Genomic DNA, 23,726 nt, shown 5'->3' with positions numbered 1-23,726 from the left:
GACTTGGGGAATACTCGCGTTGCGCCTCTCTAAAAATCTTTCTTTCTAAAAACGTTGAGCCCGATCCAAGTAGGAACGGCAAGCCAGACCAGAAGCATTACGCTGGCTGTTGTAATTCCGAGTGTTGTGCCAAAAAATCGGTTGAATACAGCGCCGGTATATCCCATTAGCGCCGAGACATCAAATTCGAGCATTACCATGATACGCGCCAGGTCGATTGGGTTGAGCATGGAAACGGCAATTACAAAATTCTCCAGCGGATAGTTACCAAACAGGAAAACGAGCATCAGCACGAGTCCGTCGTATAGAATTGCCAAAAAGAGCCAGACGACGATGGTAAAGCCAAAGCCTTTGATTTTGTCCTCATAGAACATCAGCCCGAATACAAAACCGAGTGCCGCAAAAATAAGTGTTAGAACTCCGCCAAGCCCGAGTACCATTGCGGATGCCATTCCGTCAATCATCAGAATTCCGTGCCAGCCAAGCGGCAACATCGACCCCACAATAAATGCGGCCATAAGCGGAGTGGAAATTCCCAGAAAGAGTCCCCAGTAGAGAACTCTCCGATTGATCGGCTGCGTGAGCAAAAGTTCGACAAACTCGCGCGACTGGTAGATATACAGAATTCCGTAAATCATGCCTACAAGAGGTACAAAAAGTAGCATCACGTTGCTGAGGCTGAGAAGTGTTTCTGCGCCTCCGCCCCCAAATCGCAACAATGTATCTGTCAGAATCAGAAAAATTAATCCATACCCGATCACCCATTTTCCGCGAAGCAGAGATTTCCATTCATTCTTAATGATATGCATTAATAAACTCATGCGGCCACCTCCTGCGGGTCATCGTCCATCATACTGGCGATCGCTGCTTCAAGCCGGGTTTCATTACTCTCCTGTAGCAAATTCTCCATTGAGCCGTAGTATCGAATTCTTCCATCCAGGATAAATACGACGTGATCCACCAGCTGCTCCAGCTCACTCATAATATGGGAAGTAATAATCACGGTTTTTCTGTTTTCTTTCTCCATCTCCACACGTTTTTTAAACTTATGGCTTGAACGCGGATCGAGCCCGGCGGTCGGTTCATCAAAAAAGAGCAGATCGGGATTGAACATCATGGCCAGTGTGGCTCCCACTTTCTGCCGGTTACCGCCGGATAGATTCCTGAGAGATTTCTCCAGCTCGGGCCTTAACGTAAATTGATCGATTAACTCCTGTTCATATACCGGCTCCTGATCTCTCAGCCCTTTGATGAATTCAAACAGTTCGTAAACCTTCATGTTCTCCGGGTAACGCGCCACCTGCGGCATATAGCCGATATCTTTTCGGTATCGGCCATCATTGTCCAGCGGCTCACCGTTAACTTTTATCAGGCCTGAATCGGACTTCACCAGCCCCAATATCGTTTTAATCAATGTTGTTTTTCCGGCACCGTTGGGTCCCACAATTCCCGTAGCCTGACCTTTTGGAACCGTTAAGCTCATCCCTTTCAAAACGTTCAGGTCGCCAAACGATTTTTTAACATCTTCTATTTCAATCATCGTCTTATTCGATCCATTTTTGGTTGTTCGTCATACAGGGTTTTGGGAGTCAGCACCGGTGCAATTCGTTCTGCAGTATCCAGAAGTTTAATAAACATACTTCTGAGCAGTATCAGCGATTCCGGCTGCTTTGTTATCACCATGGAAAACAGGCTCACGGGGCGATAAGGCACATCGCCAATTCCGTCTCTGTCCAGGTCATACCCCTCGTATTGACTCCAGTAGTTCCCCACAAATTCATTGTTATTTCGCGGACTGTCGGTCCGGACATCAAAACTGTTCTCAATAAAATTATTCTCCGTAAACCGATTTCGTGCACTGTTCGATTTAATATTCACTGCCCATCCGTTCAACTCAATGTCATTGGCGTGAATGTGTACTTCATTAGTCCCCTCAGAATAAATAGCCACCGTATTCCTGTAGAATCTGTTTCCCTCAATTTTACTGTAATTGATATCCTTTAGAAGCAGACCGTACGCGGCTGTACCCCAATTGTGCTCAAACAGGTTGTTCATCATATCCACATTATCGGAGTACATGACGGCGACACCCGCACCGTTTCTGCGGAAAATGTTGTCGTAGTACCTGCCACCGTCAGAGAACATGTAGTGCAGTCCATAGCGGTTATTATCGTTGCTGATGTTGCCATAGATCTCGGCATTATCCACAAACTCTAAGTAGATTCCGTCGCGCATTCCCAGCACTTCATTCTCTATAATTTGGGGGTTTTTCACATCCCAGAGATGAATTCCGTTTCCGGATGATGCTTCACGCGTATCGAAAGCTTCCACGCGATTGTTCCTGACAACTCCCCGCTCCGTTTGTGCCAAATATATACCAAAGAATACATCCTCAAGGCGGTTGTCTTCAATGATAAAATCTTTTGCGCCTTCAATCATAATGGCTGCATAGTCTCGCACATAACTTCGGCCGGTTCTTTTTATCTCAAAGCCCTTTACGGTTACACTGTCTGAATTGATGACCAATATGTACCCCTCGTTATTTCCATCAATAACCGGGTAGTCGATCCCCTCCAGCGTTAAGGGTTTATCAATGCCGATGTTATGCTCAACATAGGTTCCGGGTTGTACTTGAATATGTGCACCGGGCTCTGCTAATTCCACAGCTTCTTTAATTGAACGAATCCCCCCGTCCGGACTGACTATTATTTGAGCCATAACAGATTGTGCTGATAGCAAAAGCAAAAATGTAAACACTACTTTAATCATACTTCCCCCACTATGATCCGTTTACCGGTTCATCATTTGTTGGCCGCCTGATCCATTTGACAGCCATTCTCTTTCAACAATTTCTTTTACCGATTCGTAATCTACAATTTCTCCGCCATACTCTTCCCTCATCTCCTCAGCAGATGATCTGTCACGATAGGCAGAAAGAAATAAACCCATAGGACTTCGCAGTGTCTCACTGTGCAGGTAAACAGCGTCCTCTGCATTCAGCCACTCTTCCCGGTCCAAAAAGTTGGGTACCCATTTGGAGTGAACGTTTTCTCCGTCTTCCGTCAGATCGTACGCGGCCATACACTCCACAGAATCAAACTTGTAAGCCCTGCCCTGATTGTTCACAATCTGTGATCCAAACTCAGCATCGGTAATCATCATCCTGCAGTAAGCGCACTCGTCGCTGCCGTAGTTAATGGGCTGTGGTTTTGGCTCACAACCTATTAGAATAAGTGCTGAAAAAACGATCAGTTTAATTTTTGATCCGCCCCTCATCTTCACCTCAAATTTATTAGTTAACAGACGCTTTCATTTCGTCGTAGTTGATGCTCCATTCGCTGCTAACCATCGCAAGCACCTCTTCCCATGTGTGGAATTCACCGGGATAAGCATCATAGATGTAATCCTTCATTTTCTCATTAGAGTTATCAATGGCTGTAAGTGACATACCATTCGGGCTGGGACGCAAACTGCTCTTGAGGTAGACGAGATCTTCTACCGGTAAATATTGCTGACCGTGTGCAAAATCAACGATCACCATCTCTTCGATTTCATCTTTATCATCCATCTCCAGATAAAACCCGGCCACACATTCAGCAGACATGAATTTGTGAACCGTACCGTCTTTCATGGTAATTTTACCACCGTAGCGTACCGTTTCTATTACGTCATTCGTGTAGCTGCAGATATCCGATCCATACTCGATATCCACCGAATTGGTGTATCGGAATACATCATCGTTGTTCTTTTCTGAAGCTTGATTACAGCCCCCCAGCAGTATCAAACCCATCACAAAAATTGTGATTATTGCTTTATGATCCATTTTATTTAACTGTCTTTATTTTTTGAATTTTTCAGTCCATGTAACCCAACCTGCCATCAGAAATGACAACCCAATAAATATTGACCCGGTTGTGGGCCAGGAACACGCGTTGATATTTAGAAGTTGTTTACATCCGAAAAGTGGTGGCTGATAGCTCATGCCGGGCACTTTAATGGCCGCATTCGGATTCAAATTATGTCCATAATCATATCCCCACATATAAAAATCAATAAAACCCACCACTCCTATAATTACCATCAGAACCAACCAGGTTATTGCCAATTTTACACTTCCGGTTGCTGCTGCAGCAAGTCCAAGCACAATCATCCCACCAAACACCCATGGCATAATTTCAAACTCTTTGAAATCTTCTTTGTGTATCTCTTTCATCCCAATGTAGTGATTTAGCTGATTAATACTTTTTAAGTCATGCTTCTTATGGCCGGTTAAGTCATTAATATGAATATGCATACCAATTCCCTCCGGGTACTGAGGTGCATTCATGTCAATGGTCCAAAATGGCATAAAATAGAGCGGGATCAGCAATAAGGCCGCCAACGCCATTATTATTTTTGATTGATTTTTCATTTTCCCTGTGTCCGATTATTTCGTTTAGTTCATGATAGGGTTTGATTGTTGAACCAAACCCCGTCATCAACTAAATACTTTTTCATTTTATGATCCCGGGCCCGGTAACTAACCGAACCCGGTTATGGATCATAAGTCCCGATTATTCCTCGGGACGAGGGGCTCTTTAGTTATTCGTTGGTACTCCATTTCAAATCTACATTTGAATCTGGTGCAGACACCCGAATATATCCCTGCATCTCCTGGTGGAGAGCTGAGCAGAAAGCGGTACAGTAGAATGGGTAGATTCCCGTTCGAGTAGGCTCCCATTTAATTGTCTTGGTTTGTCCCGGTGCTACAAGTATCTCCGAATTTGTAGAGCCTTTAATTGCAATACCGTGAACTACATCCCACTCCTGTTCCATATTGGTCAGGTGCAGATAAACTGTATCACCAACTTTCACACCCTCGATGTTATCGGGTCGGAAGTGGCTTCGTGTTGCTCCCATGTAGATGTGAACATCCCTACCGTTTCGCTCCACACGGTTATCACTTATTCGTGTAATCGCATTCGGGTGATCGTTCTCTTCCATTTCATAGATCTGCTTCACATTATCTTTGATCTTGTCTGCACGTATTGCCTGTGCGTAGTGAGGCTCACCAATGGTTGGGAAGTCAAGCAGTAGCTCCATCTTGTCGCCGCTTATATCGTATAACTGTGCCGGGTGATTCTGCTTAGGCCCGGTTGGCAGATATCGATCTTTTGCAGTCTTGGTCAGACCAACCATGTATTGTGCGTCTGGATCAACGGTGTCTCCGCCTGTAATCATCAAGTGACCAATTGAGTAGTATGAGTCAATTCTGTCCACTACTTCAAATGTATCGAGTGACCATTTTACAATTTCAGATGAAATGTATACGGATGTGTAAGCGTATCCTTTACCGTCAAACTCGGTATGAAGAGGGCCTAATCCCGGATTTTCCACTTCACCGGCAATTGTGGCATCATAGTTCAGCACCGGAATCCCATCGATAAACTCATCAAACTCTTCGTTCTCAATGGCCTCAAGCATATTTGAAAATGAATGTACCGGAATAACGGTAGCCAGCTTACCGCCACCTACGATATACTCCCCGGTTGGATCTAAATCCACACCGTGCGGAGATTTTGGCGTAGGCAGATAGTAGATAAAGTTCTCATCTACTTCTCTGGTATCGAGAACCGTTACTTCATTCTTAACCTCAGAAACCGCAACACCTTGATTCTGGCCATTGTAATGGTTGTGATAGTACTCTGCATCCATAGTTTTGCCATGGCCGTTACGCACCAATTCAGCTGCTTTTTTCCAGTTTACCGCCGCAATAAAATCTTTATCGTTACGCGACGCATTTACTTCAAGCATGGTGTGAGCTTCCTCTGTGTTGTATGTAGTAAAGAACACCCAATCGCCAGATACGCCTTTACCAGCTCTTCCCAGGTCGTAGTTGTATGGAGGCACAACAATCTGGAAATCCATCTCCATCATTCCTGTCTCTTGATCCACCTGAATGAACGAAAGGGCTCCCCTAAATTCATCACTGTAACTGTTAATCGGCACATCCAGATCTTTTTCGTATGGAATACTGAATCGGGTAGCACCAATTACATACTCAGTGTTCGATGTAACATAAGAGGATGCGTGGTTACCGCCGGTATTGGGCAGTTCCAGAATCTCTTTGGTTTCAAATGTTGTCAGATCAATTCTTGCAATACGTGGTGTGTTATTCGCATTGATGAAGATCCAACGTCCATCAGAATCACCTTCAGTTTGTGAAATGTGTGGATGGTGAGAATCATCCCATGGAATAAATCCATAGCTGGTATTAAAAAGAGGCTTTGTCTCTTCCGAGTAACCGTAACCTGTTTCCGGATCCTGTGAAAATACCGGAATAACTTTCAGCATACGTGCAGAGGGTAATCCCCAAACACTCAACTGTCCGCTATATCCACCGGAAAAGAATCCATAAAATTCATCATGATCTCCCGGAGCTACATATACTTTTTGCGCTGCGTCTCCGCTTTGCAACATTCTTTGGTCCGAAGGACATCCCGTAAACAGAAATGCAGCTAAGGCTACAAATCCTGCCCCAAATAATATCCCTCGAAGCTTATTGTTTTTTTTCTTACTCATAGTATTGATTGTTTTTTGTTTGATAGAGGAGTTATTGGTTAATTGTTCATGCTATAGTCTCTCAAATACTCGACTAATGCTCTTGCATCTTCTTCGGTTACATTTTGAAACGGCATTACTGTCATATATTCCTGAACCAGTTTTTGTCCCTCAGGGTGATTTCTCGCCATCCCTCCCGGATTTAAAACCATGTTCATCAAATATTCAGGGCTTCTTCGTTCAGCCACATCGCCTAAAGCGGGCCCTACCATTCTTCCTTCCATGTTGTGGCACATTTCGCATTTCATCTCAAAAATTTCCTGGCCACGTACCCGAAGATCTTCATCAATATCATCGCTGATATCAATCCGTTCGGTGATCGGACCAATACCATGTTCCATTTCAAAATCACTGAGCCCCTGTTCTTGTTCAGGTTCGCCTGAGGAGTCAGCTTGTTGCCCTGAATTGCCTCCGGAGCATGCGGTGAAAATGAGTGTGATTGAAAAAAGTAATGTTAGTAGTGATTTCATTGTATTATTTGTAAATGTTAAAAGAGTATTTTGTCATAAATAGATTGAAATTTTTTTATTCCAGTTGCAGGAATTTTTCAAAACCGCCTTTAGCGGTTAAGCGTAAGTTCTCTTCTTTTCCTTTAATGGCCAGCTCATTTATAGTTGTGCCTTCCATCATCTCTTTAATATTATCCCGGGTCTCTGCCCACTGCTCATGAAAAGGACATGGTTTTTCTACACCGCAACCCGGTAATCCCAGGGCACATTCTGTGAAAAGCGCCGGACCATCTATGGCCATTACTATATCCATAAATGTAATTTCATCTCCTGATTTTTTCAAACGTACTCCGCCATTTGGCCCTTTAAACGACTCCAAAAGTTCATCTGCTGTAAGCTGTTGCATAATTTTCGTCAAAAAATGAAAAGAAATTTCAAGATCTTCACTCATTTTTCGAATAGGCGTGTACCCTTCACTCTTTTGAGAGGCAAGGTAAAGAGAAGCCCGCAGGCCGTATATGCAAGATTTTGAGAGCAACATTATGATCCATTAAAATAATTAAGAGTATTTAATCTTAAATTACACAGGTGTGGATTGTTTGTCAAGAATATTTTGGAATTTTTTGTCTTAAATGGAAAAGCCCGAGTATTTCTGATGAATACCCGGGCTTTAAACATCTGTTATTCAGCCAGATCAGTTGGTTGCTGCACCGCTTATTTGATTTCCAAAAAAGAGCGCATTCGCAAACAGCTTGTTCGTACCATACCAGAATGCCCGGAAATTCGGATTATCAACAAAACCGATCACTCTTCCCGAACCATAGCTTGAAACCGTGATGGAGGCAGTATCTTTAATGTACTCCTTATTTTCTCCGGAGATATATCCGCTAACTAACGGCTCATTTGTCAGATAAAGAGGAGATGCAGCCGGGTTTGAGCCAACCTCAAGAAAGGTTGTGCTATTCCGGAAGACATGCATGTTATCATTTCTGTAACCAAATCCAAGCGGATTGGTTGTATCAAGCATGGCGCTGAAAATAGAACCGCCAATCACCTGCGCTCCCCTTGCACTCGAAAGTTCTTCATAGGCATATCGGATAGGATCAGATGACTCCCTCTCTACTGTTTCAGCATTCAAAAGCCCCTGGCTCCGTGCCCAACTGATAGCACCACGCTGAACGATCAACGTTCCGCCGCTACGCACCCAGTTTTTAATATCACTTACAGCCCCGTCACTTAAATCGCCGTAACCGCCTGATACAAGAACAAGCCTGTTATACCGGCTGAGGTCCGCCCGGCCTACACGATCTTTCTCAAGTATGGTTAATGGGATTTTGTATCTCTGATCAAGCTGATGCCAGATTTCGCCCACTTCAAGATTACTGACTCCGCTTCCGGCCAGAATGGCAACACTTGGCTTTTGAAGGGGATTGATACTTGGGCTGCCTAAATCCACGCCGCCGGCAGAAAGACCCGTTCTCAGGTTATAGATGTCAACTCCGTCCTCTTCTGCAGCGGTTTGAAGTGTTCGGAATATTTCGGCCTCATCCACATCCTGAACACCCAGTGGTATCAGAATTGTACCGTAGTTAAACTCTTTAACCCCGGTTGATACAACCGACTGAAATTTCTGAAATGCGACCTGAGTACGTACGCCCATCTGTTGCAGCCTGTAAAGAGTCCGAGGAGCGTAATATTCATCCCACTCAAAAGCGTATGCGTAGTTGCTTCTCCCTCCTACCATTTGGCCGGCAGGTTTTTCAGGTGTTTCCACTCTGTCGCCCATCAGGTTACTGCTAAACTGCCTCTGATTGAGCTCGGCATGCGGCAGATTAAAAACAGATGGCAATGTCCATGTTGAAACATCATAAAAGAGACTGTCGGTAAACTCAGTTCTTGTCTCAAACATCGCTTCTATAAACTTGTATTCGGTCTGTTCCATTGGAATAACCCAGGCTTTGCCACGCTCAAACGTTTCACCGTTTACTTCCAGGTTTTGTGCCAATTCATAAAGTTCCACACTGTGGTGAGTCATCAAATCGGCGAAGTGGTAATTTTTACCTGAATCGTACTTATCCCCGATGACAATCGCTTTCACAGAGTTTCTGGAAGCCTCCTGTCGTGTTTCGCGATAGAATTCACGCATGTTTTCATGCAGTTCCATTCTCAATCCGTTCGCCGCCTTTACGGTAGAAAGTGACGTCCTGAACTGATTACGCACTGCAAACGGAAACTCGAGCACTCCATGAGCACTCTCCTGAGCATGTCCTCTTGAACTCGCCTGCTCAAACAGAATACCGATAGTTCCAAATATATCCGGGTAGGTGGATCCTTTGCCATAGTAGAAATCATCAAACGACTCGCGTGCATAGTAGAGACTCTGGATTTCATCCAGTTCATCAGCATGATATTCTGCGATGGCAGCTGTCAGGTCCTGGTTGCGTTGCGGAGTCAGCGGATGGGTTCTTGAAGGGATTCCCGGCTGAAAAAAGAAGGTAGAGTTTGTTCCCATCTCATGGTGGTCGGTCAGTACGTGCGGCCTCCAATCCTGGTACATGGTTATCCGGCCGCGGCTTTCGGGGTGCACAACCGGCATCCAGTCCCGGTTCAGGTCAAACCAGTAGTGGTTGGTTCTGCCGTTCGGCCACACCTCACTGAATTCTCTTGCATTCGGGTCCGTAACGGTCGTGGCACTTTTGTGCATGTTTACCCATGTTGAAAATCGCTGCAGCCCGTCCGGGTTGAAGGATGGGTCGAGCAGTATGATTGAGTTACTGAGTATCTCTTCAATTTCTTCGCCTTGGGCAGCGGCAAAGTGGTAAGCACTGACTAACGATGCATTTGAGCCACTCGCCTCATTTCCGTGTACACTGAACCCCATATTTACAATAACCGGCATAGAGTCCAGATCGAGATTACCGGACCGGTCCGGATCGCGCAGCAACCTGTGGGTCGACTTAATTTGATCGATGGATGAGTGATTGTCCGGAGAGGTAATCGTCAGCAAAAGTAAAGGCCGATTTTCATACGTTCTGGCGTATTCCTGGATGGTTACGCGATCAGAAGCTTCCGCAAGCGCATACATATACTGCGCAAGCTTGTCGTGAGTGATGTGCCACTCCCCGACTTCATGTCCAACCACCTCTTTTGGAGTGGGGATGTCGGGGTTATAGGAAACGCCTTCCGGCAGATAGTAGTCCAGATTGACCTGCGAAAAAGCAATTGCAGGTACAATCAATAGTAGAGCAATAGATTGTAATAGTGATTTCATTCGATAAAGATGGTTTATTGTAATGGCTAAGTTGCACATATAGTAAACAATTCACCGCACTCTTTGAAATCAGTCGTATGAATGAAACAATTTTTAAAAACTGCATAAAAAAAGCGAAGCCCGATTAAACAGGCTCCGCTTACTATTATTTGGTTTGAATACCGAGTATCAGAATCGGAACTCGGCCACTACCGTAGAGTGCATTGGCATCTCTTCTTTTGGTAACAGATATACTTTACTGCCGGTCTTTCTTCCGGTAATGGACAGCCAGTTCAGCAGCTCAATATCTCCGTTTTTAGGTTTACTGCTGTAGTGAACCGTTTGCTGAGCTTCATCAAATACTCCCCACTTTTTCTCATCGCGGGAGATAAAGATTGTGTGAGAACGCCCCTGAACCGTTGCCTCTACAATATCTCCCAGGTTGTTGGATACCTTCCCTTCGGAGTGCTCGGAAAACTTCTCCAGGGAGTTGTACATATCTTTCAGAAAGTGTTTCTGAATAACTCCCCAACCCTTGTCCCGCAGTTCCTGTTCGGAAAGTTCATCGGGGTTCAGCTCAACAGCCTGCTCAACCAGACGCCCGTAATTATTGACCTTCTTATAAACAGAAAGGTTGTCTTTCAGCCCTACAACTACAAGAGGGTCATTTCGCTCCCTCATCACTTTGGTCACACCCTTTTCAATCTCCCTGAAGTATTGCTCTACAATCACCATCTTATCCTCTTCACTCGCTCCATGGCCAAAATACATCGCCTTTTGTGATTTTGCACCTGTATGAAACTGAAGCTGTTTTTCAGGGTCCACCTCAAGATAATCCTCTATGGAAACCGAAATATCTGCCGGTGTGATATCTTCAACATTGTTACGAGTGCATTTGAGCAATTTTGCATTTTGCCGGCTCAGAGCAAGCAGGCAAAACGTTCCGTCCATACTAAGCATCGGCAGAAGCGGTGTGATGAGGTAGTGATTATTCACATAAACTTCTGCATCAACGTTGTATGGAAGTTTAAAAATCTCTGAGTCCTCTTCGCTGATATAAATGGCCAGGCCTTTATCGGCATGAGACCAAAACATCGGCTTCTCGAGCAGATCGTAAGCGGGCTTTAAGTAACTTTCTGCATCCGATTCTTTCATGCCGTTCTCCTTGAGCATGGAAACGGCATCGTTCAGTAAGTTTTTTAATCGAATTGGGTCCTGTTTTGACTCTTCTCCTGTTTTATGCGTTGGCAAAGTGATTGTTACTAAATCACTTCCTTTTCTATTTACCAGTTCATTGATCTCTTTTTCACTTACCATCCTAACCTCACCTATTTCTTTGGGTTATTTTTATAGCTGTACTAAAAACATAAAAAATTTCTGAAAATAAAGGTTCCGATATCTTCGTAATTCAAAAAAATTATACATGGCTTTACAATTTGTCACATACTGTTTTGAAAGAAATCCATTCACCACTCAACCCTTTAAATGGATATTTTCTTCTTTTGATTCATCCCGGATTTTCTCATGTTAGCATCATCCATGAAAAAGCTCTTCACATACCTTACCCTGTTTGTGATCGCTGCGACTTATCCCTTCAGCGAAGGTGCCGCACAGATCTATGAAACCAAATATCGTCTGCCAAATTTAAATTGGCAGGAGATCAACACAGAACGTTTTCGCCTGATCTATCCAGAAATCTACAGAGATGAAGCCATCCGGTCGCTATCTATTCTTGAATCGGAGTACAACGATATTCAACAGTTTGTGGGTGGAGAACTGCGCCGGTTTCCGGTTATTATCAACCCCGAAAACGATCGTTCTAATGGATTTGTATCTCCGTCCAATTTCCGTTCTGAAATTGAGCTGGCTCCCATTCGTGGAAAAACGTTAAACCCACAATCGGGCGACTGGCTTGAATCGGTCCTTCCTCATGAACTTGTTCATGCTCTTCATTTTAGTGTCAACCCACCGTCTATTAGCAGAATTCTTGGCCTGTTTTCACCCGACTTAAGACGCTCTATCCACGGAGCGGCTCCTTTGGGGCTTCACGAAGGGATTGCCGTCGATTATGAAAGCCATGGAACTCTTCCCTATTCCGGTCGCGGGAACTACCCCTATTTCACCCATCAATTCAACAGCCTGCTCGGAACCGATGAGCAGTGGTCTATGGGACAGCTGCTGCACACAACAGATTTTACACCGCCCTTTAACCGACACTATGCAGGCGGATATGAGTTCATGAACTGGCTCAAAAGCAGCTACGGTGAGGAAATCGTACAAAACACCATCCGGTTTCACTATAAATATCCATTTTTGGGTTATGGTGTTGCATTGCGATCAAAAACCGGAAAGTGGCCGGCAGCTCTCTATCGTGAGTTTTCTGCTGATGTCTCTTCGGAAGAGAGCAGCCGCCTCTCATCTGTGAATGAAAACAACTCACTCGAAGAGCTGCCTGTGCGGGGAACCTGTCGCCGGACCCATCGCCCCTTGTGGCTTGACAACTCCACGCTGATATTCCACGGCCGTTTTTGTAATCAACCGACAGGATTTTACCAATACGATCTGGAATCCCGGTCTGTAAATCTGATCAAAGAAGTCGTTGTTTCCGATGATTACATCTACTCAGCCACAGAAAGCCACTCCTCCATTCTCTTCAGCAGATACCACTCAGACACCCGCTTTGATAACGTTTTCCGGGGCGATCTTCACGAGCTGAATGTTCAATCCGGAGAGCTGACCCGCATCACACAACGGCAGCGTTTATTTTCACCGGCAGAACACGCTGGTCAGATTTATGCTCTCCGAACATCCGGCCAAACGGAGGAATTGGTCGAAGTTAACTCAGCCACAGGCTTGATTTCTAAAACATACATAAAACCGGAAACGGCATCTGTTATTCAGGTTGCTCCTCATCCTGCCGATATTTCTCAATCAGCAATCATTGGCAAATTAAACGGTGTTCAGGGAATCTGGTTCATCAATTTAACTGAAGAAACAAACATACTATTTGATCAACCGGATATTGTATTTGAATCGGCTTCGATTTTTGATCTCTCCTGGCATCCCGATGGCAACCGCCTGCTTTTTGTTAGTGATCGGGACGGAGTGATGAATCTGTATGAATTCAACCTTAATAGCAGAGAATTGCACCGGCTTACAAACGAACCTTACAATCTGTTTGAGGCTTCCTATTCACCGGATGGCTCATTGATTGCACTCATAAAGCAGATTCAGAATGAGCAGGTTCCCGCAGTTATATCAGCCCAATCCCTGAATCGAGATAAAATATCTCCGGATCAGTTTCAGCCGAATGAATCTGTAGAAACCTTGCTGAACCGTCCATTGATGAATCGGGCTGAAGTTGCCGATACAACCGATTGGGAGTTCAGCAGTTATCGTTCAGGGTGGAGCTGGCTTAAACCGAGATTATGGCTTCCAACATACGATGAGCAGAGTGGATCTGACCGAATTGGCATCACCATGGAGAGCGTTGATCCGCTCAGCAGCCGAAGATACACCATGGAAATTTCTCACTATCTTGACCGGATCTGGTACGATCTGGAATATACAACCAAGGGATTTTATCCCGGTTTTAGAGCGAATATTTTTAATGAGCCCAACCTCACCTCCTTTCGTGTAACTAGCGAGAACGAATCGTTTACTCTTCCTTTTTTGCAGCAATCCAGGGGAGCCTCCCTCAAAATACCGTTTCGATTCTATATTGAAAGAAATGCGCGTTTCACCTCTCTGCTGCTCGAACCTCAATACTATGTAAGCCAATTGCGGTTTTTAAACCCGAACCAGACCTCACAATCCTATTCAGAATTTGGTACCCGCCACTCCGTTGGTTTGGTCTCCAGTCTGAATTACAGGCTCAGACAATTTAGGCGTGACGTTCAGCCAAATGCCGGCTGGATCTTTTTTACTGAAACACGAATTGGGCTGAACAACACTACGCTCAACATTCAAACCGATCAGTTCAACATCGATGCAAACCTGACGGATAGAAGAGGTTTCCGGGGATATATTTCAACATTTATTGCACCGTTATCAAAATTAAATCAATCGTTGAGATTAACCGGCCAGGTAGTCACTCAAACAGACCTCCCTGTGTTTAATACTGCTGACCTCTACTCCGACAACTTTTCCGACGTGCCGCTTCCGGCCGTTAACAACGTCGCGATATTCAACACGCGCTACACCATACCCATTACCTATCCGGATGATGGTGGCCTGACGGTTCCGGTTTATCTGTCCAACATCTACCTTGTTCTTTTTTCGCAAACCGTGGCCGATCTAAATCAATCTGACATATACCGGGCAACCCGGGCCGTTTACGGTGCAGGAATCCGAAGCCGATTCAGAATCAGTAATCTTGCGTTTGATATCGGGTTATCGCTCGGGTGGGAGCCGACCCGGGATGAGTTCACATTCCATTTTGGAACATTTTAACCACAGCCCGGCTCCTTACGTCCCTTTTACTGCTGTTTAGATAGCTGTGCACGAAACCGCGGCTGTTCATGTCTTTCAAGAGCATAAACAAAGGTTTCTGCTTGTGGATCATACTCCATCATCCATACATTAGTAGCCGCTTCGGGCAATATTTCGGCTGTATAATCATCAGCGGGAAAATACTGCATAAACTCCGTCCCCCGATCATCCGCGTATCCACCATAACCTGTTAGAGGCTCCTCTCCTTCAGGATACTCCTTCTCGCCAATGTGGTCGTGATAGAGATGAAGGCCGTCTTCACGCATCTCCAAAATCCAGGTTGCATGCCACGTGTTTCCGTCCCGGATAAAGTCTACTTCAATGCGCTCATCCGTGCACGTTTTAACCGTTGCTTTCAGTACGGTATTTACCAGGTCATGATCCGGATCGTCCGGGAATGTAGATTCTCCTTCAAATGTCTCTCCGCATAGAGAAGCCAGGTTTGCATAGAACTGCTCTTGGGGTGTTTCAGCCTGTATCTGAGGTGAGAGTTCGGTATCCTCATCTTCACTGCCACAAGCGGTTACGAAGAGAAGGGTGAAAAGCGATAAGAAAAATATTTTCATATTAGTTGAATTCAGTGATGATTGGTTAAGAGCATCAAAATCTATATTCGGGGGATTAAACACAAAAGAGTTATCTTTGCAACGTAAAGAGTTTAAATCAGAAAAGAAGCATGAGCAAAGAAGTAGAATCGTATAAACTGGGCAACATTCAGGTTGTTATAACAGAAACTGACAATCCCAACAAACTAAACGTAGATTGCAACGACGGCACTTACCACTCAGAGTTTACTGTGCGTATGTATGAGTACAAAAACTACAAGCGCCATATGAATCAAAAGATTCTAAATGGGTATAAGGCTCAGTATGAAAAGGAGAAAGAGACTGATTAAAGGATCTCTATAAAATCAGCATCGCATCCCCAAATGAATAAAACCGATACTTCTCTGTAATTGCGTGCTGATAGATTCTCTTCATTTCATCGTACCCTGCAAATGCCGAAATCAGCATAAGGAGTGTACTTTTAGGCAAGTGAAAGTTTGTGATGAGATGATCTACCGATTTAAATTTATACCCCGGTGTGATAAATATATCGGTCTCTCCTGAACAGGGTTTAAACGTTCTATTATCACCCACCGCTGACTCCAAAACACGAACACTCGTTGTGCCCACTGCGGTAATACTGTTCGACTGATTGAGAGCTTCAGCCTGCTTCTCCGTGATTTGATACCACTCGCTGTGCATGGTATGATCTTCAATCTTTTCCGTTTTGACGGGTGCAAAGGTTCCCAGCCCAACGTGCAAAGTCACCTCTTTTCGTTCAATCCCCTGCTCTTCAAGACTCTTTAAAAGATCGGGGGTAAAATGCAGCCCGGCGGTTGGAGCCGCCTTACTCCCTTCCTGTTCAGCATACACTGTTTGGTATCTGTCTGCCAGCGATTCATCCCGTTCGATATAAGGCGGGAACGGAGTATGTTTGAATTTCTCTGTGATCTCATCATCCAGGGACCTGTTCAGTTTAATCGTTCGAATCCCGTCATCAGCAATAGCCAGGGTTGTTGCGGTCAGCCCTTCCGCCAGCTTTGTAAGTTTGCCGGGCTTGAACTTTTTTCCCGGGCGAACCATTGCCTCCACCACTTTGTCGTTAACTGCCCGGGTTACAAAAATTTCCACTTGCCCATCTCTGAACAGTAACCGGCACTTTTCAACCTTGCTGTTGTTTACAACAAGTGAGGTCTTTTTGGGCAGATATTGACCAATGTTGTAGAAAAAATCATCCTGAACGGTGCCTGTTTTTCGGTTAAAGACGAGCAGCCTGGAGTGATCGCGTGGAGTTGCGGGTTTTTGAGCAATCAGCTCTTCGGGCAGATGATAATCAAAATCTTTGAGTGTATACGACAAGGCAGAGTTTGGTTTCTGGATCAGTTTTCAATTCACCTAAAAGATACGAAATACAGATTAGGCAATCTCAATCCCAAGTAGCTTTTTCACCTCTTGGACAATACCGGCCGGACCTATTCCCACTTCTTCGTGAAGTTCTCGCTGAGTTCCATGTTCCACAATTCGATCCGGCACACCCATTATTTTTACGGGCACGGCAACTCCCTGTTCAGCAACATATTCGGCAACAGCCGAACCAAATCCGCCCAGTCTCGCGCCGTCTTCAAGCGTGATGATATAATCATACCCGGCAAGAACTTTGTCGATCAGTTCTGTATCCAGTGGCTTGGCGTATCGCATGTCGTAATGACCAATCGAAATTCCCTCCTCACTCATCACATCAGCGGCTTCAATCACATATTTCCCGATCGGCCCAAAGCTCAGCACAGCCACTGAACCGCCTTCACGAATCATCCTGCCCTTCCCAATCGGTGTTTTTTGAAACTCTTTCCGAACATCCATACCCGTTGCCCTGCCCCTCGGATAGCGAATAGCCCAGGCTGCTTCGTCATATTCCGAAGCTGTATACATCATATCGCGCAGGTTCTGTTCATCCATTGGGGATGAAACAATCATATTCGGAACCGCCCTCAGATAAGAGACATCATACAATCCGTGGTGTGTTGGTCCGTCAGCCCCAACCAGCCCTGCCCTGTCAATACAAAATACAACCGGCAATTTCTGTATGGCCACATCATGAATCACCTGATCATATGCTCTTTGTAGAAATGTAGAGTAGAGAGCTGCAAATGCTTTTTTTCCTTCAGCGGCCAAACCGGCTGCAAAGGTTACGGCGTGTTGTTCAGCAATTCCCACATCAAATGCGCGTTCAGGAAATCTATTCATCATCGGCCAGAGACTGGAACCGCTCGGCATGGCCGGTGTGATGGCCACAATATTTTCGTTCATCTCTGCCAGCTCAACAAGTGCGTCCCCAAAAACATCCTGATATTTTTGGGGCTGACTCTTTTTAGGAGCGGGTGCTGCCAAAGATTTTCCGGTTATTTTATCGAACGGACTGCTCTGTGCGTGCCATTTGGTCTGCTCCCGTTCAGCAGGAGCAAAACCTTTCCCCTTTACGGTTACAATATGCAATAGTTTTGGCCCCGAAACGGTTCGAAGGTCCTCCAGGTGCCGGCGAAGGGTTTCTACGTTATGGCCGTCAACCGGACCGTAGTACTTAAACCCAAGGGCTTGGAACAGGGCTCCCGGTGTGATGGCCGCTGTGACAGCCTTTTCAAGGCGTGAGGCAACTTTGCGCATCTTCTCTCCGGCCGATTTAAAATGCCCGAGAAGGTCATAAATTTCATCGCGCATCTTGTTGAAGGTCTTGCTTGTGGTGATGTCGGCAAGATACTCCTTCAGAGCTCCTACATTCGGATCGATTGACATGTTGTTGTCATTCAAGATCACCAGAATGTCTGAATTCATGGCGCCGGCGTTGTTCAATGCTTCAAACGCCATTCCTCCCGTCATGGCTCCATCGCCGATGACCGCCACCATTTTTTGATCTGTTTCATTCAGATCTCCCGCAACTGCCATCCCCAGTGCAGCCGAAATGGACGTGCTGGAATGTCCCACACCAAATGCATCGTACTCGCTCTCTGAACGTTTAGGGAATCCGGAAACTCCACCGTACTTGCGATTTGTATGGAATTGATCCCTTCTGCCTGTCAAAATTTTGTGGCCATAGGCTTGGTGGCCAACATCCCATACAATTCTATCAGATGGGGTGTTGTAGGTATAGTGCAACGCAACGGTAAGCTCGATTACGCCGAGGCTCGCTCCAAAATGACCGCCATGAACTGATACCGAGTCAATTATAAACTCCCTCAGTTCATCGCAAACATCTTGTAACTGTTCCGGCTTGAGCTTTTTTAAATCATCAGGTCCCTGAATTTTACTGAGCAGCGGACCTGCCTTCGGAATGTACTCTTCCATAATATTTTAATCACGTTCTGTGTCGTCCTGGGTCTGATCAATTTGTTCAATCTTCAGTGCAGCACTTTCCAATGTTTCAGAGCAGATCTTCGATAATTTTTGACCCTCTTCATATAAAGCCACCGACTCTTCCAGAGAGATCTCCTTATCATTTAATTTTTCAACTACTGCTTCCAGTTTTTTTAAAGCTTCTTCAAAGCTAAGCCGTTCCTTTTCAGACATATTCTTTCAATTTTTCCACAATTACCCAATGAAATTACACCTTACCGAGCCCACGGGCAAACTTCTTTTAATGAGATTACTTCCACTCTTTTTTTCTCAGGGTGTTTCCGTCTGATTCAATCACCACTGCACCTTCAAGGCTTGTAAAGTAATTTTCCCCGCTGAATGCAGAAACATTTGTAATGGCTTCTCGATTTGGGTGCCGGAACCGGTTTTGATAGGCTAATGATGTTACCGTTATTTCTGGTCTTACCTGATCAAGTAACTGTTTTGATGAGCTTGTTTTACTTCCGTGATGTCCAAGCTTATACAGATCTGTTTTTAGAAATTCTCCGTAAACTTCCGCCATTTTCTGCTCTTGCTGATGTTCAGCATCACCGGTTAACAGGATCGAACTTTCTCCATGCTCAACTTTAATGGATACCGAGTAGTTGTTTGGGTTCGAAGGGAGTGTGCCTCTTTTGATCGGACCGGTCACATAAATTCGCATTGTTTCATCAACATCGATTCGATCTCCGGCAAAAACATTTACAACAGGAATTTTCAACATTTCTACATTTCTCATCAATGTTTGATATAGCCGGCTGTCGTAGTCGTAATTACTTTGGTAGATTTTGCCAACACTCATCTCTTCTATGATAACATTCACACCTCCAATATGGTCTGCATGCGGATGTGATAAAATCATGGCATCTATGTGATGGACGCCTATCGAATTGAAATAGGGAACAATAGTATCACTACCGCTATTTCTTCCCGGACTCCATCTGCCGGCATCAACCAAAATGTGTTTACCCATTGGTGTTTCGATATGAATTGCATCACCCTGACCAACATCAAGAAATGTTATTTTCGCCAAGGGGTCATTCCCTGCTTTCATCGTTAGCTCAACGAGCATCAGGTTAATGCACGCCATGCTAATGATCAGCATTTTCCATCTCAACTCCGGTATTCGAATCGATGCAATTAACAAAATCAAAGAGATCCAGAGCAGGAAGAGGAATACGGAATCTGCATTTACTGTAAAGTAACTCCAGTCACTCTCGCCAATTGTCATGGCCACAAATTCTACCCATCTCAAAGCCCACTCTACAGGCACAATACTAAATCCTGCCGTTTGCACAGCAGTAGAAGGTAAAATAGACAGAACCAATCCGAGTGGCACAGCAACAGTCAGTATAGGTATGACAAAAGCATTTGCTATCGGTCCGGCAATAGAAAACTCACCAAAATAGTGTATAAGGATTGGAAATAGACCCGCCTGAACTACAACGGATATCATAATTAGTGAACTAAGAACCCCGAACCGCCCATATCTATATCTTAAAGGAATGAGTCTCTGAGTTTCCGGCAACACCAGTAATATGACAAAAACAGCACTGAACGAGAGCTGAAATCCTACATCAAACTGTTGGCTTGGATTCCAAATCAGTAATAAAATCGCTGCGCCGGCGGTAAGATTGATGGAGTTCCTCACCTTATGAAACAACTTTCCATACGTTATCAGCCATGCCATTATCGAGGCCCTGCAAACCGAAGCGCTAAAACCGGTCAGCCCTGCATAACCCAGCAATAGAATCGACAAAACAATAATTCCTGCTATTTTCCCGCCTCTTTTTGTCCAAAAGTATGGAATCAAAAACCAAAACGGAGCTACAATAAAACCGACATGCAACCCCGACACCGCCATGATGTGTGATAACCCGGATCGGGAAAACTGTTTCCGGGTATCCTCTGAAATCTCCTCTTTATAACCCAATAGTAGAGCCTTTGCTAATGAAGATGTCTCTTCAGAAAATGCTGCATCGATATTTTTCTGAACATGATCTCTCCATGGACCCCAGGAAAATATGGATGATGATTCTTCATAGGATTCAATCTTTAAAATCTCTCCGTGGGCAAAGATCCCCTGCCTCATCAACCACTTTCCATAATCAAAATCGTGCGGATTTCTTCGTTCCGGAAATTGATATAGCTTTAATTCAGCTACAATCCAACTCCCTACACTTAGTTCTCTTTTATTCTGATCACTATACAGTCTGATTTGATACGTATCATTTCTATCCACCCCAACTTCAAACTCTGTTCTGCTCACCTCTATCACATATACCGGCCTGCCGGCAGATGTAAAACCTTTTTGCCCGACCTTTCCTTCTATTCGCAGCTCTTCCCACGCAAACAGGTTGAGATATTGTACTGATTCAAACCCCTTCTCTCTCTGCAGCTGTTCGTTTTTGATCCATATTGCACCGGCAACCACTAAAATTGCCATGTAAAACAGGATAGATAACCTAACTGATTGTACAACTCTCCACCTTCTGACTACATACTCAGTGGTTACCCATCCCAGTAACAGAACTACAAAAAGGATAAAGAGCTGAAGCAGGTTGATGGATACAAAATTACCCGCAGCAATTCCGGCCATGAGCAGGATCATTAGTCGCACTGCCGGGTAGGATGCGAATGGTAATTGATATGTGCTGGATCGGTTCACACTTGTAAGAAACGGGTTCAGCGCATTCCTTACAGTTTAACAGGTGGTTACTCTTCCTCTTTTACTCCCAGCTTTTTACACAGACGAGCGAGCTCTTTTTTCTCACTCTCGGTAAACACCGAAAACTCCTCTTTAATTTTTTCCAGATGTTTGGGAAAGAAGCTCTCGATAAACTTTTTTCCTGTCGGGGTTAAATAAATTAACACCGCCCGGCGATCATTGGGGTCCCGCTTTCGTTTTACGTATCCCTGTTTTTCCAGATTATCGACAACCATTGTGATATTCCCACCGCTCTTCAGAATTTTTTCTCCGATTGAGCGCTGGTTTAACGGGCCCAGGTGGTGTATAGCTTCAAGTGTGCCAAACTGACTCTCTGTTAAATTTTCTTCCGCAAGATGCCGATTCAGTCGATTGCTCAATGAATCCGTTGCGCGCATTATTTTTATAAATGCGTTCAGTGTATTTTTTTCAGAACTGGATCCGGAATAGTGTGTTCCCATGGTAGATGTTGGGTTCAGGAGTGTCGGTGCTGAACAGTTTCAACACCGCCCCATTTTGATTTATACTGCCTTTAATTTAGCAAATTTTCGCTTACCTACTTTCAGCGCCAGTTCATCCCCCTCTTTGAAAGTAATTTCATGTCCGGGGCTTTTGATTTTTTCGTCATCCAGGCTTACTCCGCCCTGCTTCATCATGCGCTTCGCTTCTCCATTACTCGAGGTCAGGTTTGCCTCTGCTATAATGTCCAAAAGTCTGTGGGTTGAACCGGCTTCAAACGTCAGTTCCGGTGCATCATCGGGTATATCCTTGTTAATCACCGTCTGCTCAAAATATTTTCGGGCAGCTTTCGCAGCCTCTTCCCCATGATACATTCGCGTGACGGTAAACGCCAGATCGTGCTTTGTGTTCCTTGGATCTTCCTCTATACGCTTTTTTATCGTCTCGAGTTCATCCGTTGATATGTCGGTCACCAGTTCGTAGTAGGAGTACATCAGCTCATCCGGTATAGACAGTGCCTTACCGTACATATCATTTGCCGGTTCATCAATTCCGATATAATTATCGTACGATTTACTCATTTTTTGTGAACCGTCCGTTCCAACCAAAAGCGGCATCATCAGACAAACCTGTGGATCCTGCCCGGCATCACGCTGAAGGTCACGACCTACAAGTAAATTAAATTTCTGATCGGTTCCGCCAAGCTCCACATCCGATTTGAGGTGAACAGAATCCTGTCCCTGTGCCAGCGGGTAGAGAAATTCATGCAAGGAGATCGATTCGTTATTCTTATATCGTTTGGAAAAATCATCCCGTTCAATCATACGGGCAACGGTCATTTTGGATGTCAACAAAATCACATCCTGAAACTTCATATCGCCGAGCCATTCTGAATTGTAAACGATCTCGGTCTTTTTACCGTCCAAAATTTTTCCGGCCTGATCAAGGTAGGTCCGTGCATTCTCTTTTATCTCTTCCTCGGTAAGTGAGGGACGAGTTTTATTTTGCCCTGTCGGATCACCAATCAGTGCAGTAAAATCTCCGATAATCAGAATAACGTGATGCCCGAGATCCTGGAATTGTCGAAGTTTCCTGAGAATAACCGAGTGCCCCAGGTGGAGGTCCGGACGAGTAGGATCACACCCGAGCTTGATCCGCAGAGGCCGATTCTCCTTTTTCGATTTTTTTAGTTTTTCAACCAGATCTTCTTCTGGCACAATCTCAACCGTACCTCGTTTAATGACGTTTAATTGCTCGTCGATAGATGGAAAACTCATATACTTAAATCTTCAAATATTGGTAATGATTTTATGGGATTGTTCTCTTCGATCGTTTTATCGATCGTATCAATAAAATTTTCTGCCCCGGGATAAACTGTAGCAACCAGGTCAAAAGCCATGGGTGCAAGAAAAATCACATAGGGGTATGAAATGGATTCAGTTCGGCTCTGTTCTCCCGGTAAATTAAATCCGGCCATCAGAAGCAGAATAGCACTGACTACAATGCCCGATTTTAGTGCTCCAAATGCCAGTCCGGCTACCCGGTTAACAATATTAAGCTTAATAACTTCGAGCAGTTTTTGTGTTGCATAAGCGATGGCCTGTACCACAGCGATAGTGGCCACAAAGAGAAATATTGCAGCTGAAACGACCGCATAATCCGGATTATCAAAAAAGGGCCTGAACATGGCTGAGGCTTCTTCCATGTATTCAAAGGTGAGAAATACAGCCAGAATAATACCGGCAATATTTAAAACTTCGTGAATAACCCCGCTCATAAAACCGCGATACGCAAAGTAACCGATCGGTATCACGATAAAGAAGTCGAGCAGGTTCATT

Annotated in this window: 21 protein-coding genes; 2 read left to right on the top strand and 19 right to left on the bottom strand. The window is 44.7% G+C overall.

The features are described from left to right. Positions 1–29 precede the first annotated feature (29 nt). The 11 genes from BG260_RS08145 to BG260_RS08095 all read right to left on the bottom strand — a co-directional run bounded on the left by BG260_RS08145 (position 30) and on the right by BG260_RS08095 (position 11,616). Entirely contained in the window at positions 30–821 is a 792-nt protein-coding gene (locus BG260_RS08145) for an ABC transporter permease (protein ID WP_069131522.1), read from the bottom strand. Continuing rightward, positions 818–1,540, bottom strand: coding sequence for an ABC transporter ATP-binding protein (locus BG260_RS08140; protein WP_069131521.1), 723 nt, complete (start codon positions 1,538–1,540; stop codon positions 818–820). Before BG260_RS08140 ends, BG260_RS08145 begins: the two co-directional genes overlap by 4 nt. Then, the gene (locus BG260_RS08135) at positions 1,537–2,718 is read right to left on the bottom strand and encodes a nitrous oxide reductase family maturation protein NosD (protein WP_083750191.1); all 1,182 of its coding nucleotides are present in this window, start codon (positions 2,716–2,718) and stop codon (positions 1,537–1,539) included. Before BG260_RS08135 ends, BG260_RS08140 begins: the two co-directional genes overlap by 4 nt. A 72-nt stretch (positions 2,719–2,790) precedes the next feature. Continuing rightward, complete coding sequence (locus BG260_RS08130) at positions 2,791–3,276, bottom strand: nitrous oxide reductase accessory protein NosL (RefSeq protein ID WP_069131519.1); 486 nt, start codon at positions 3,274–3,276, stop codon at positions 2,791–2,793. Positions 3,277–3,292: 16 nt separating this feature from the next. Then, the gene (locus BG260_RS08125; protein ID WP_069131518.1) at positions 3,293–3,823 is read right to left on the bottom strand and encodes a hypothetical protein; all 531 of its coding nucleotides are present in this window, start codon (positions 3,821–3,823) and stop codon (positions 3,293–3,295) included. A gap of 15 nt (positions 3,824–3,838) precedes the next feature. After that, on the bottom strand, positions 3,839–4,411 hold the full coding sequence (locus BG260_RS08120; protein WP_069131516.1) for a hypothetical protein: 573 nt from the start codon (positions 4,409–4,411) through the stop codon (positions 3,839–3,841). Between the two features lie 170 nt (positions 4,412–4,581). Beyond that, on the bottom strand, positions 4,582–6,561 hold the full coding sequence (gene nosZ / locus BG260_RS08115; RefSeq protein ID WP_069131515.1) for a Sec-dependent nitrous-oxide reductase: 1,980 nt from the start codon (positions 6,559–6,561) through the stop codon (positions 4,582–4,584). 38 nt (positions 6,562–6,599) lie between these two features. Then, entirely contained in the window at positions 6,600–7,070 is a 471-nt protein-coding gene (locus tag BG260_RS08110; protein WP_069131514.1) for a c-type cytochrome, read from the bottom strand. Between the two features lie 55 nt (positions 7,071–7,125). Next, a complete protein-coding gene (locus BG260_RS08105; RefSeq protein WP_176719462.1) occupies positions 7,126–7,590 on the bottom strand; it encodes an RrF2 family transcriptional regulator in 465 nt (154 codons plus the stop codon). 153 nt (positions 7,591–7,743) lie between these two features. Then, the gene (locus BG260_RS08100; protein ID WP_069131513.1) at positions 7,744–10,320 is read right to left on the bottom strand and encodes a M14 family metallopeptidase; all 2,577 of its coding nucleotides are present in this window, start codon (positions 10,318–10,320) and stop codon (positions 7,744–7,746) included. Positions 10,321–10,488: 168 nt separating this feature from the next. After that, positions 10,489–11,616 carry a baeRF7 domain-containing protein gene (locus BG260_RS08095; RefSeq protein WP_069131511.1) on the bottom strand — a complete coding sequence of 376 codons (1,128 nt, stop codon included), beginning with the start codon at positions 11,614–11,616 and terminating at the stop codon, positions 10,489–10,491. Between the two features lie 222 nt (positions 11,617–11,838). On the opposite strand from BG260_RS08095, the gene BG260_RS08090 reads away from it, so the two are divergent. Continuing rightward, positions 11,839–14,751, top strand: coding sequence for a TolB-like translocation protein (locus BG260_RS08090; RefSeq protein ID WP_176719461.1), 2,913 nt, complete (start codon positions 11,839–11,841; stop codon positions 14,749–14,751). A gap of 26 nt (positions 14,752–14,777) precedes the next feature. Here BG260_RS08090 and BG260_RS08085 read toward each other — a convergent pair whose 3' ends face one another. Continuing rightward, positions 14,778–15,356, bottom strand: a complete 579-nt coding sequence (locus tag BG260_RS08085) for a hypothetical protein (protein WP_141691549.1) — start codon at positions 15,354–15,356, stop codon at positions 14,778–14,780. A 110-nt stretch (positions 15,357–15,466) separates the two neighbouring features. Between BG260_RS08085 and BG260_RS08080 the strand changes: the two genes are divergently transcribed. After that, complete coding sequence (locus tag BG260_RS08080; protein WP_069131507.1) at positions 15,467–15,685, top strand: hypothetical protein; 219 nt, start codon at positions 15,467–15,469, stop codon at positions 15,683–15,685. 7 nt (positions 15,686–15,692) lie between these two features. On the opposite strand, the gene queA is transcribed toward BG260_RS08080, so the two are convergent. From queA to BG260_RS08045, 7 genes are all read right to left on the bottom strand, one after another. Further along, positions 15,693–16,694: a tRNA preQ1(34) S-adenosylmethionine ribosyltransferase-isomerase QueA gene (gene queA / locus BG260_RS08075; RefSeq protein ID WP_069131505.1), complete on the bottom strand. Its 1,002-nt coding sequence runs from the start codon at positions 16,692–16,694 to the stop codon at positions 15,693–15,695. A gap of 57 nt (positions 16,695–16,751) precedes the next feature. Beyond that, positions 16,752–18,674: a 1-deoxy-D-xylulose-5-phosphate synthase gene (gene dxs / locus BG260_RS08070; protein WP_069131504.1), complete on the bottom strand. Its 1,923-nt coding sequence runs from the start codon at positions 18,672–18,674 to the stop codon at positions 16,752–16,754. A 6-nt stretch (positions 18,675–18,680) separates the two neighbouring features. Continuing rightward, entirely contained in the window at positions 18,681–18,896 is a 216-nt protein-coding gene (xseB, locus tag BG260_RS08065) for an exodeoxyribonuclease VII small subunit (protein ID WP_069131502.1), read from the bottom strand. A 76-nt stretch (positions 18,897–18,972) separates the two neighbouring features. Continuing rightward, the gene (locus BG260_RS08060) at positions 18,973–21,390 is read right to left on the bottom strand and encodes a DNA internalization-related competence protein ComEC/Rec2 (protein WP_141691548.1); all 2,418 of its coding nucleotides are present in this window, start codon (positions 21,388–21,390) and stop codon (positions 18,973–18,975) included. A gap of 47 nt (positions 21,391–21,437) precedes the next feature. Continuing rightward, on the bottom strand, positions 21,438–21,890 hold the full coding sequence (locus tag BG260_RS08055; RefSeq protein WP_069131498.1) for a MarR family winged helix-turn-helix transcriptional regulator: 453 nt from the start codon (positions 21,888–21,890) through the stop codon (positions 21,438–21,440). 60 nt (positions 21,891–21,950) lie between these two features. Next, positions 21,951–23,165, bottom strand: coding sequence for a tyrosine--tRNA ligase (gene tyrS / locus BG260_RS08050; RefSeq protein WP_069131496.1), 1,215 nt, complete (start codon positions 23,163–23,165; stop codon positions 21,951–21,953). Further along, positions 23,162–23,725, bottom strand: coding sequence for a CvpA family protein (locus BG260_RS08045; RefSeq protein ID WP_069131494.1), 564 nt, complete (start codon positions 23,723–23,725; stop codon positions 23,162–23,164). Before BG260_RS08045 ends, tyrS begins: the two co-directional genes overlap by 4 nt. Position 23,726: the final 1 nt, after the last annotated feature.

It is taken from the genome of Rhodohalobacter halophilus, from assembly GCF_001715195.1.
Taxonomy (GTDB): domain Bacteria; phylum Bacteroidota; class Rhodothermia; order Balneolales; family Balneolaceae; genus Rhodohalobacter; species Rhodohalobacter halophilus.
Note: the sequence above shows the minus strand (reverse complement) of the source record. Positions and strands in the feature narration are given on the sequence as shown.

Excerpts from the sequence above, each read along its gene's own strand:
- BG260_RS08145 (WP_069131522.1), bottom strand. The coding sequence starts at position 821 with ATGAGTTTATTAATGCATATCATTAAGAATGAATGGAAATCTCTGCTT.
- BG260_RS08140 (WP_069131521.1), bottom strand. The coding sequence starts at position 1,540 with ATGATTGAAATAGAAGATGTTAAAAAATCGTTTGGCGACCTGAACGTT.
- BG260_RS08135 (WP_083750191.1), bottom strand. The coding sequence starts at position 2,718 with ATGGCTCAAATAATAGTCAGTCCGGACGGGGGGATTCGTTCAATTAAA.
- BG260_RS08130 (WP_069131519.1), bottom strand. The coding sequence starts at position 3,276 with ATGAGGGGCGGATCAAAAATTAAACTGATCGTTTTTTCAGCACTTATT.
- BG260_RS08125 (WP_069131518.1), bottom strand. The coding sequence starts at position 3,823 with ATGGATCATAAAGCAATAATCACAATTTTTGTGATGGGTTTGATACTG.
- BG260_RS08120 (WP_069131516.1), bottom strand. The coding sequence starts at position 4,411 with ATGAAAAATCAATCAAAAATAATAATGGCGTTGGCGGCCTTATTGCTG.
- nosZ (WP_069131515.1), bottom strand. The coding sequence starts at position 6,561 with ATGAGTAAGAAAAAAAACAATAAGCTTCGAGGGATATTATTTGGGGCA.
- BG260_RS08110 (WP_069131514.1), bottom strand. The coding sequence starts at position 7,070 with ATGAAATCACTACTAACATTACTTTTTTCAATCACACTCATTTTCACC.
- BG260_RS08105 (WP_176719462.1), bottom strand. The coding sequence starts at position 7,590 with ATGTTGCTCTCAAAATCTTGCATATACGGCCTGCGGGCTTCTCTTTAC.
- BG260_RS08100 (WP_069131513.1), bottom strand. The coding sequence starts at position 10,320 with ATGAAATCACTATTACAATCTATTGCTCTACTATTGATTGTACCTGCA.
- BG260_RS08095 (WP_069131511.1), bottom strand. The coding sequence starts at position 11,616 with ATGGTAAGTGAAAAAGAGATCAATGAACTGGTAAATAGAAAAGGAAGT.
- BG260_RS08090 (WP_176719461.1), top strand. The coding sequence starts at position 11,839 with ATGAAAAAGCTCTTCACATACCTTACCCTGTTTGTGATCGCTGCGACT.
- BG260_RS08085 (WP_141691549.1), bottom strand. The coding sequence starts at position 15,356 with ATGAAAATATTTTTCTTATCGCTTTTCACCCTTCTCTTCGTAACCGCT.
- BG260_RS08080 (WP_069131507.1), top strand. The coding sequence starts at position 15,467 with ATGAGCAAAGAAGTAGAATCGTATAAACTGGGCAACATTCAGGTTGTT.
- dxs (WP_069131504.1), bottom strand. The coding sequence starts at position 18,674 with ATGGAAGAGTACATTCCGAAGGCAGGTCCGCTGCTCAGTAAAATTCAG.
- xseB (WP_069131502.1), bottom strand. The coding sequence starts at position 18,896 with ATGTCTGAAAAGGAACGGCTTAGCTTTGAAGAAGCTTTAAAAAAACTG.
- BG260_RS08055 (WP_069131498.1), bottom strand. The coding sequence starts at position 21,890 with ATGGGAACACACTATTCCGGATCCAGTTCTGAAAAAAATACACTGAAC.
- tyrS (WP_069131496.1), bottom strand. The coding sequence starts at position 23,165 with ATGAGTTTTCCATCTATCGACGAGCAATTAAACGTCATTAAACGAGGT.
- BG260_RS08045 (WP_069131494.1), bottom strand. The coding sequence starts at position 23,725 with ATGAACCTGCTCGACTTCTTTATCGTGATACCGATCGGTTACTTTGCG.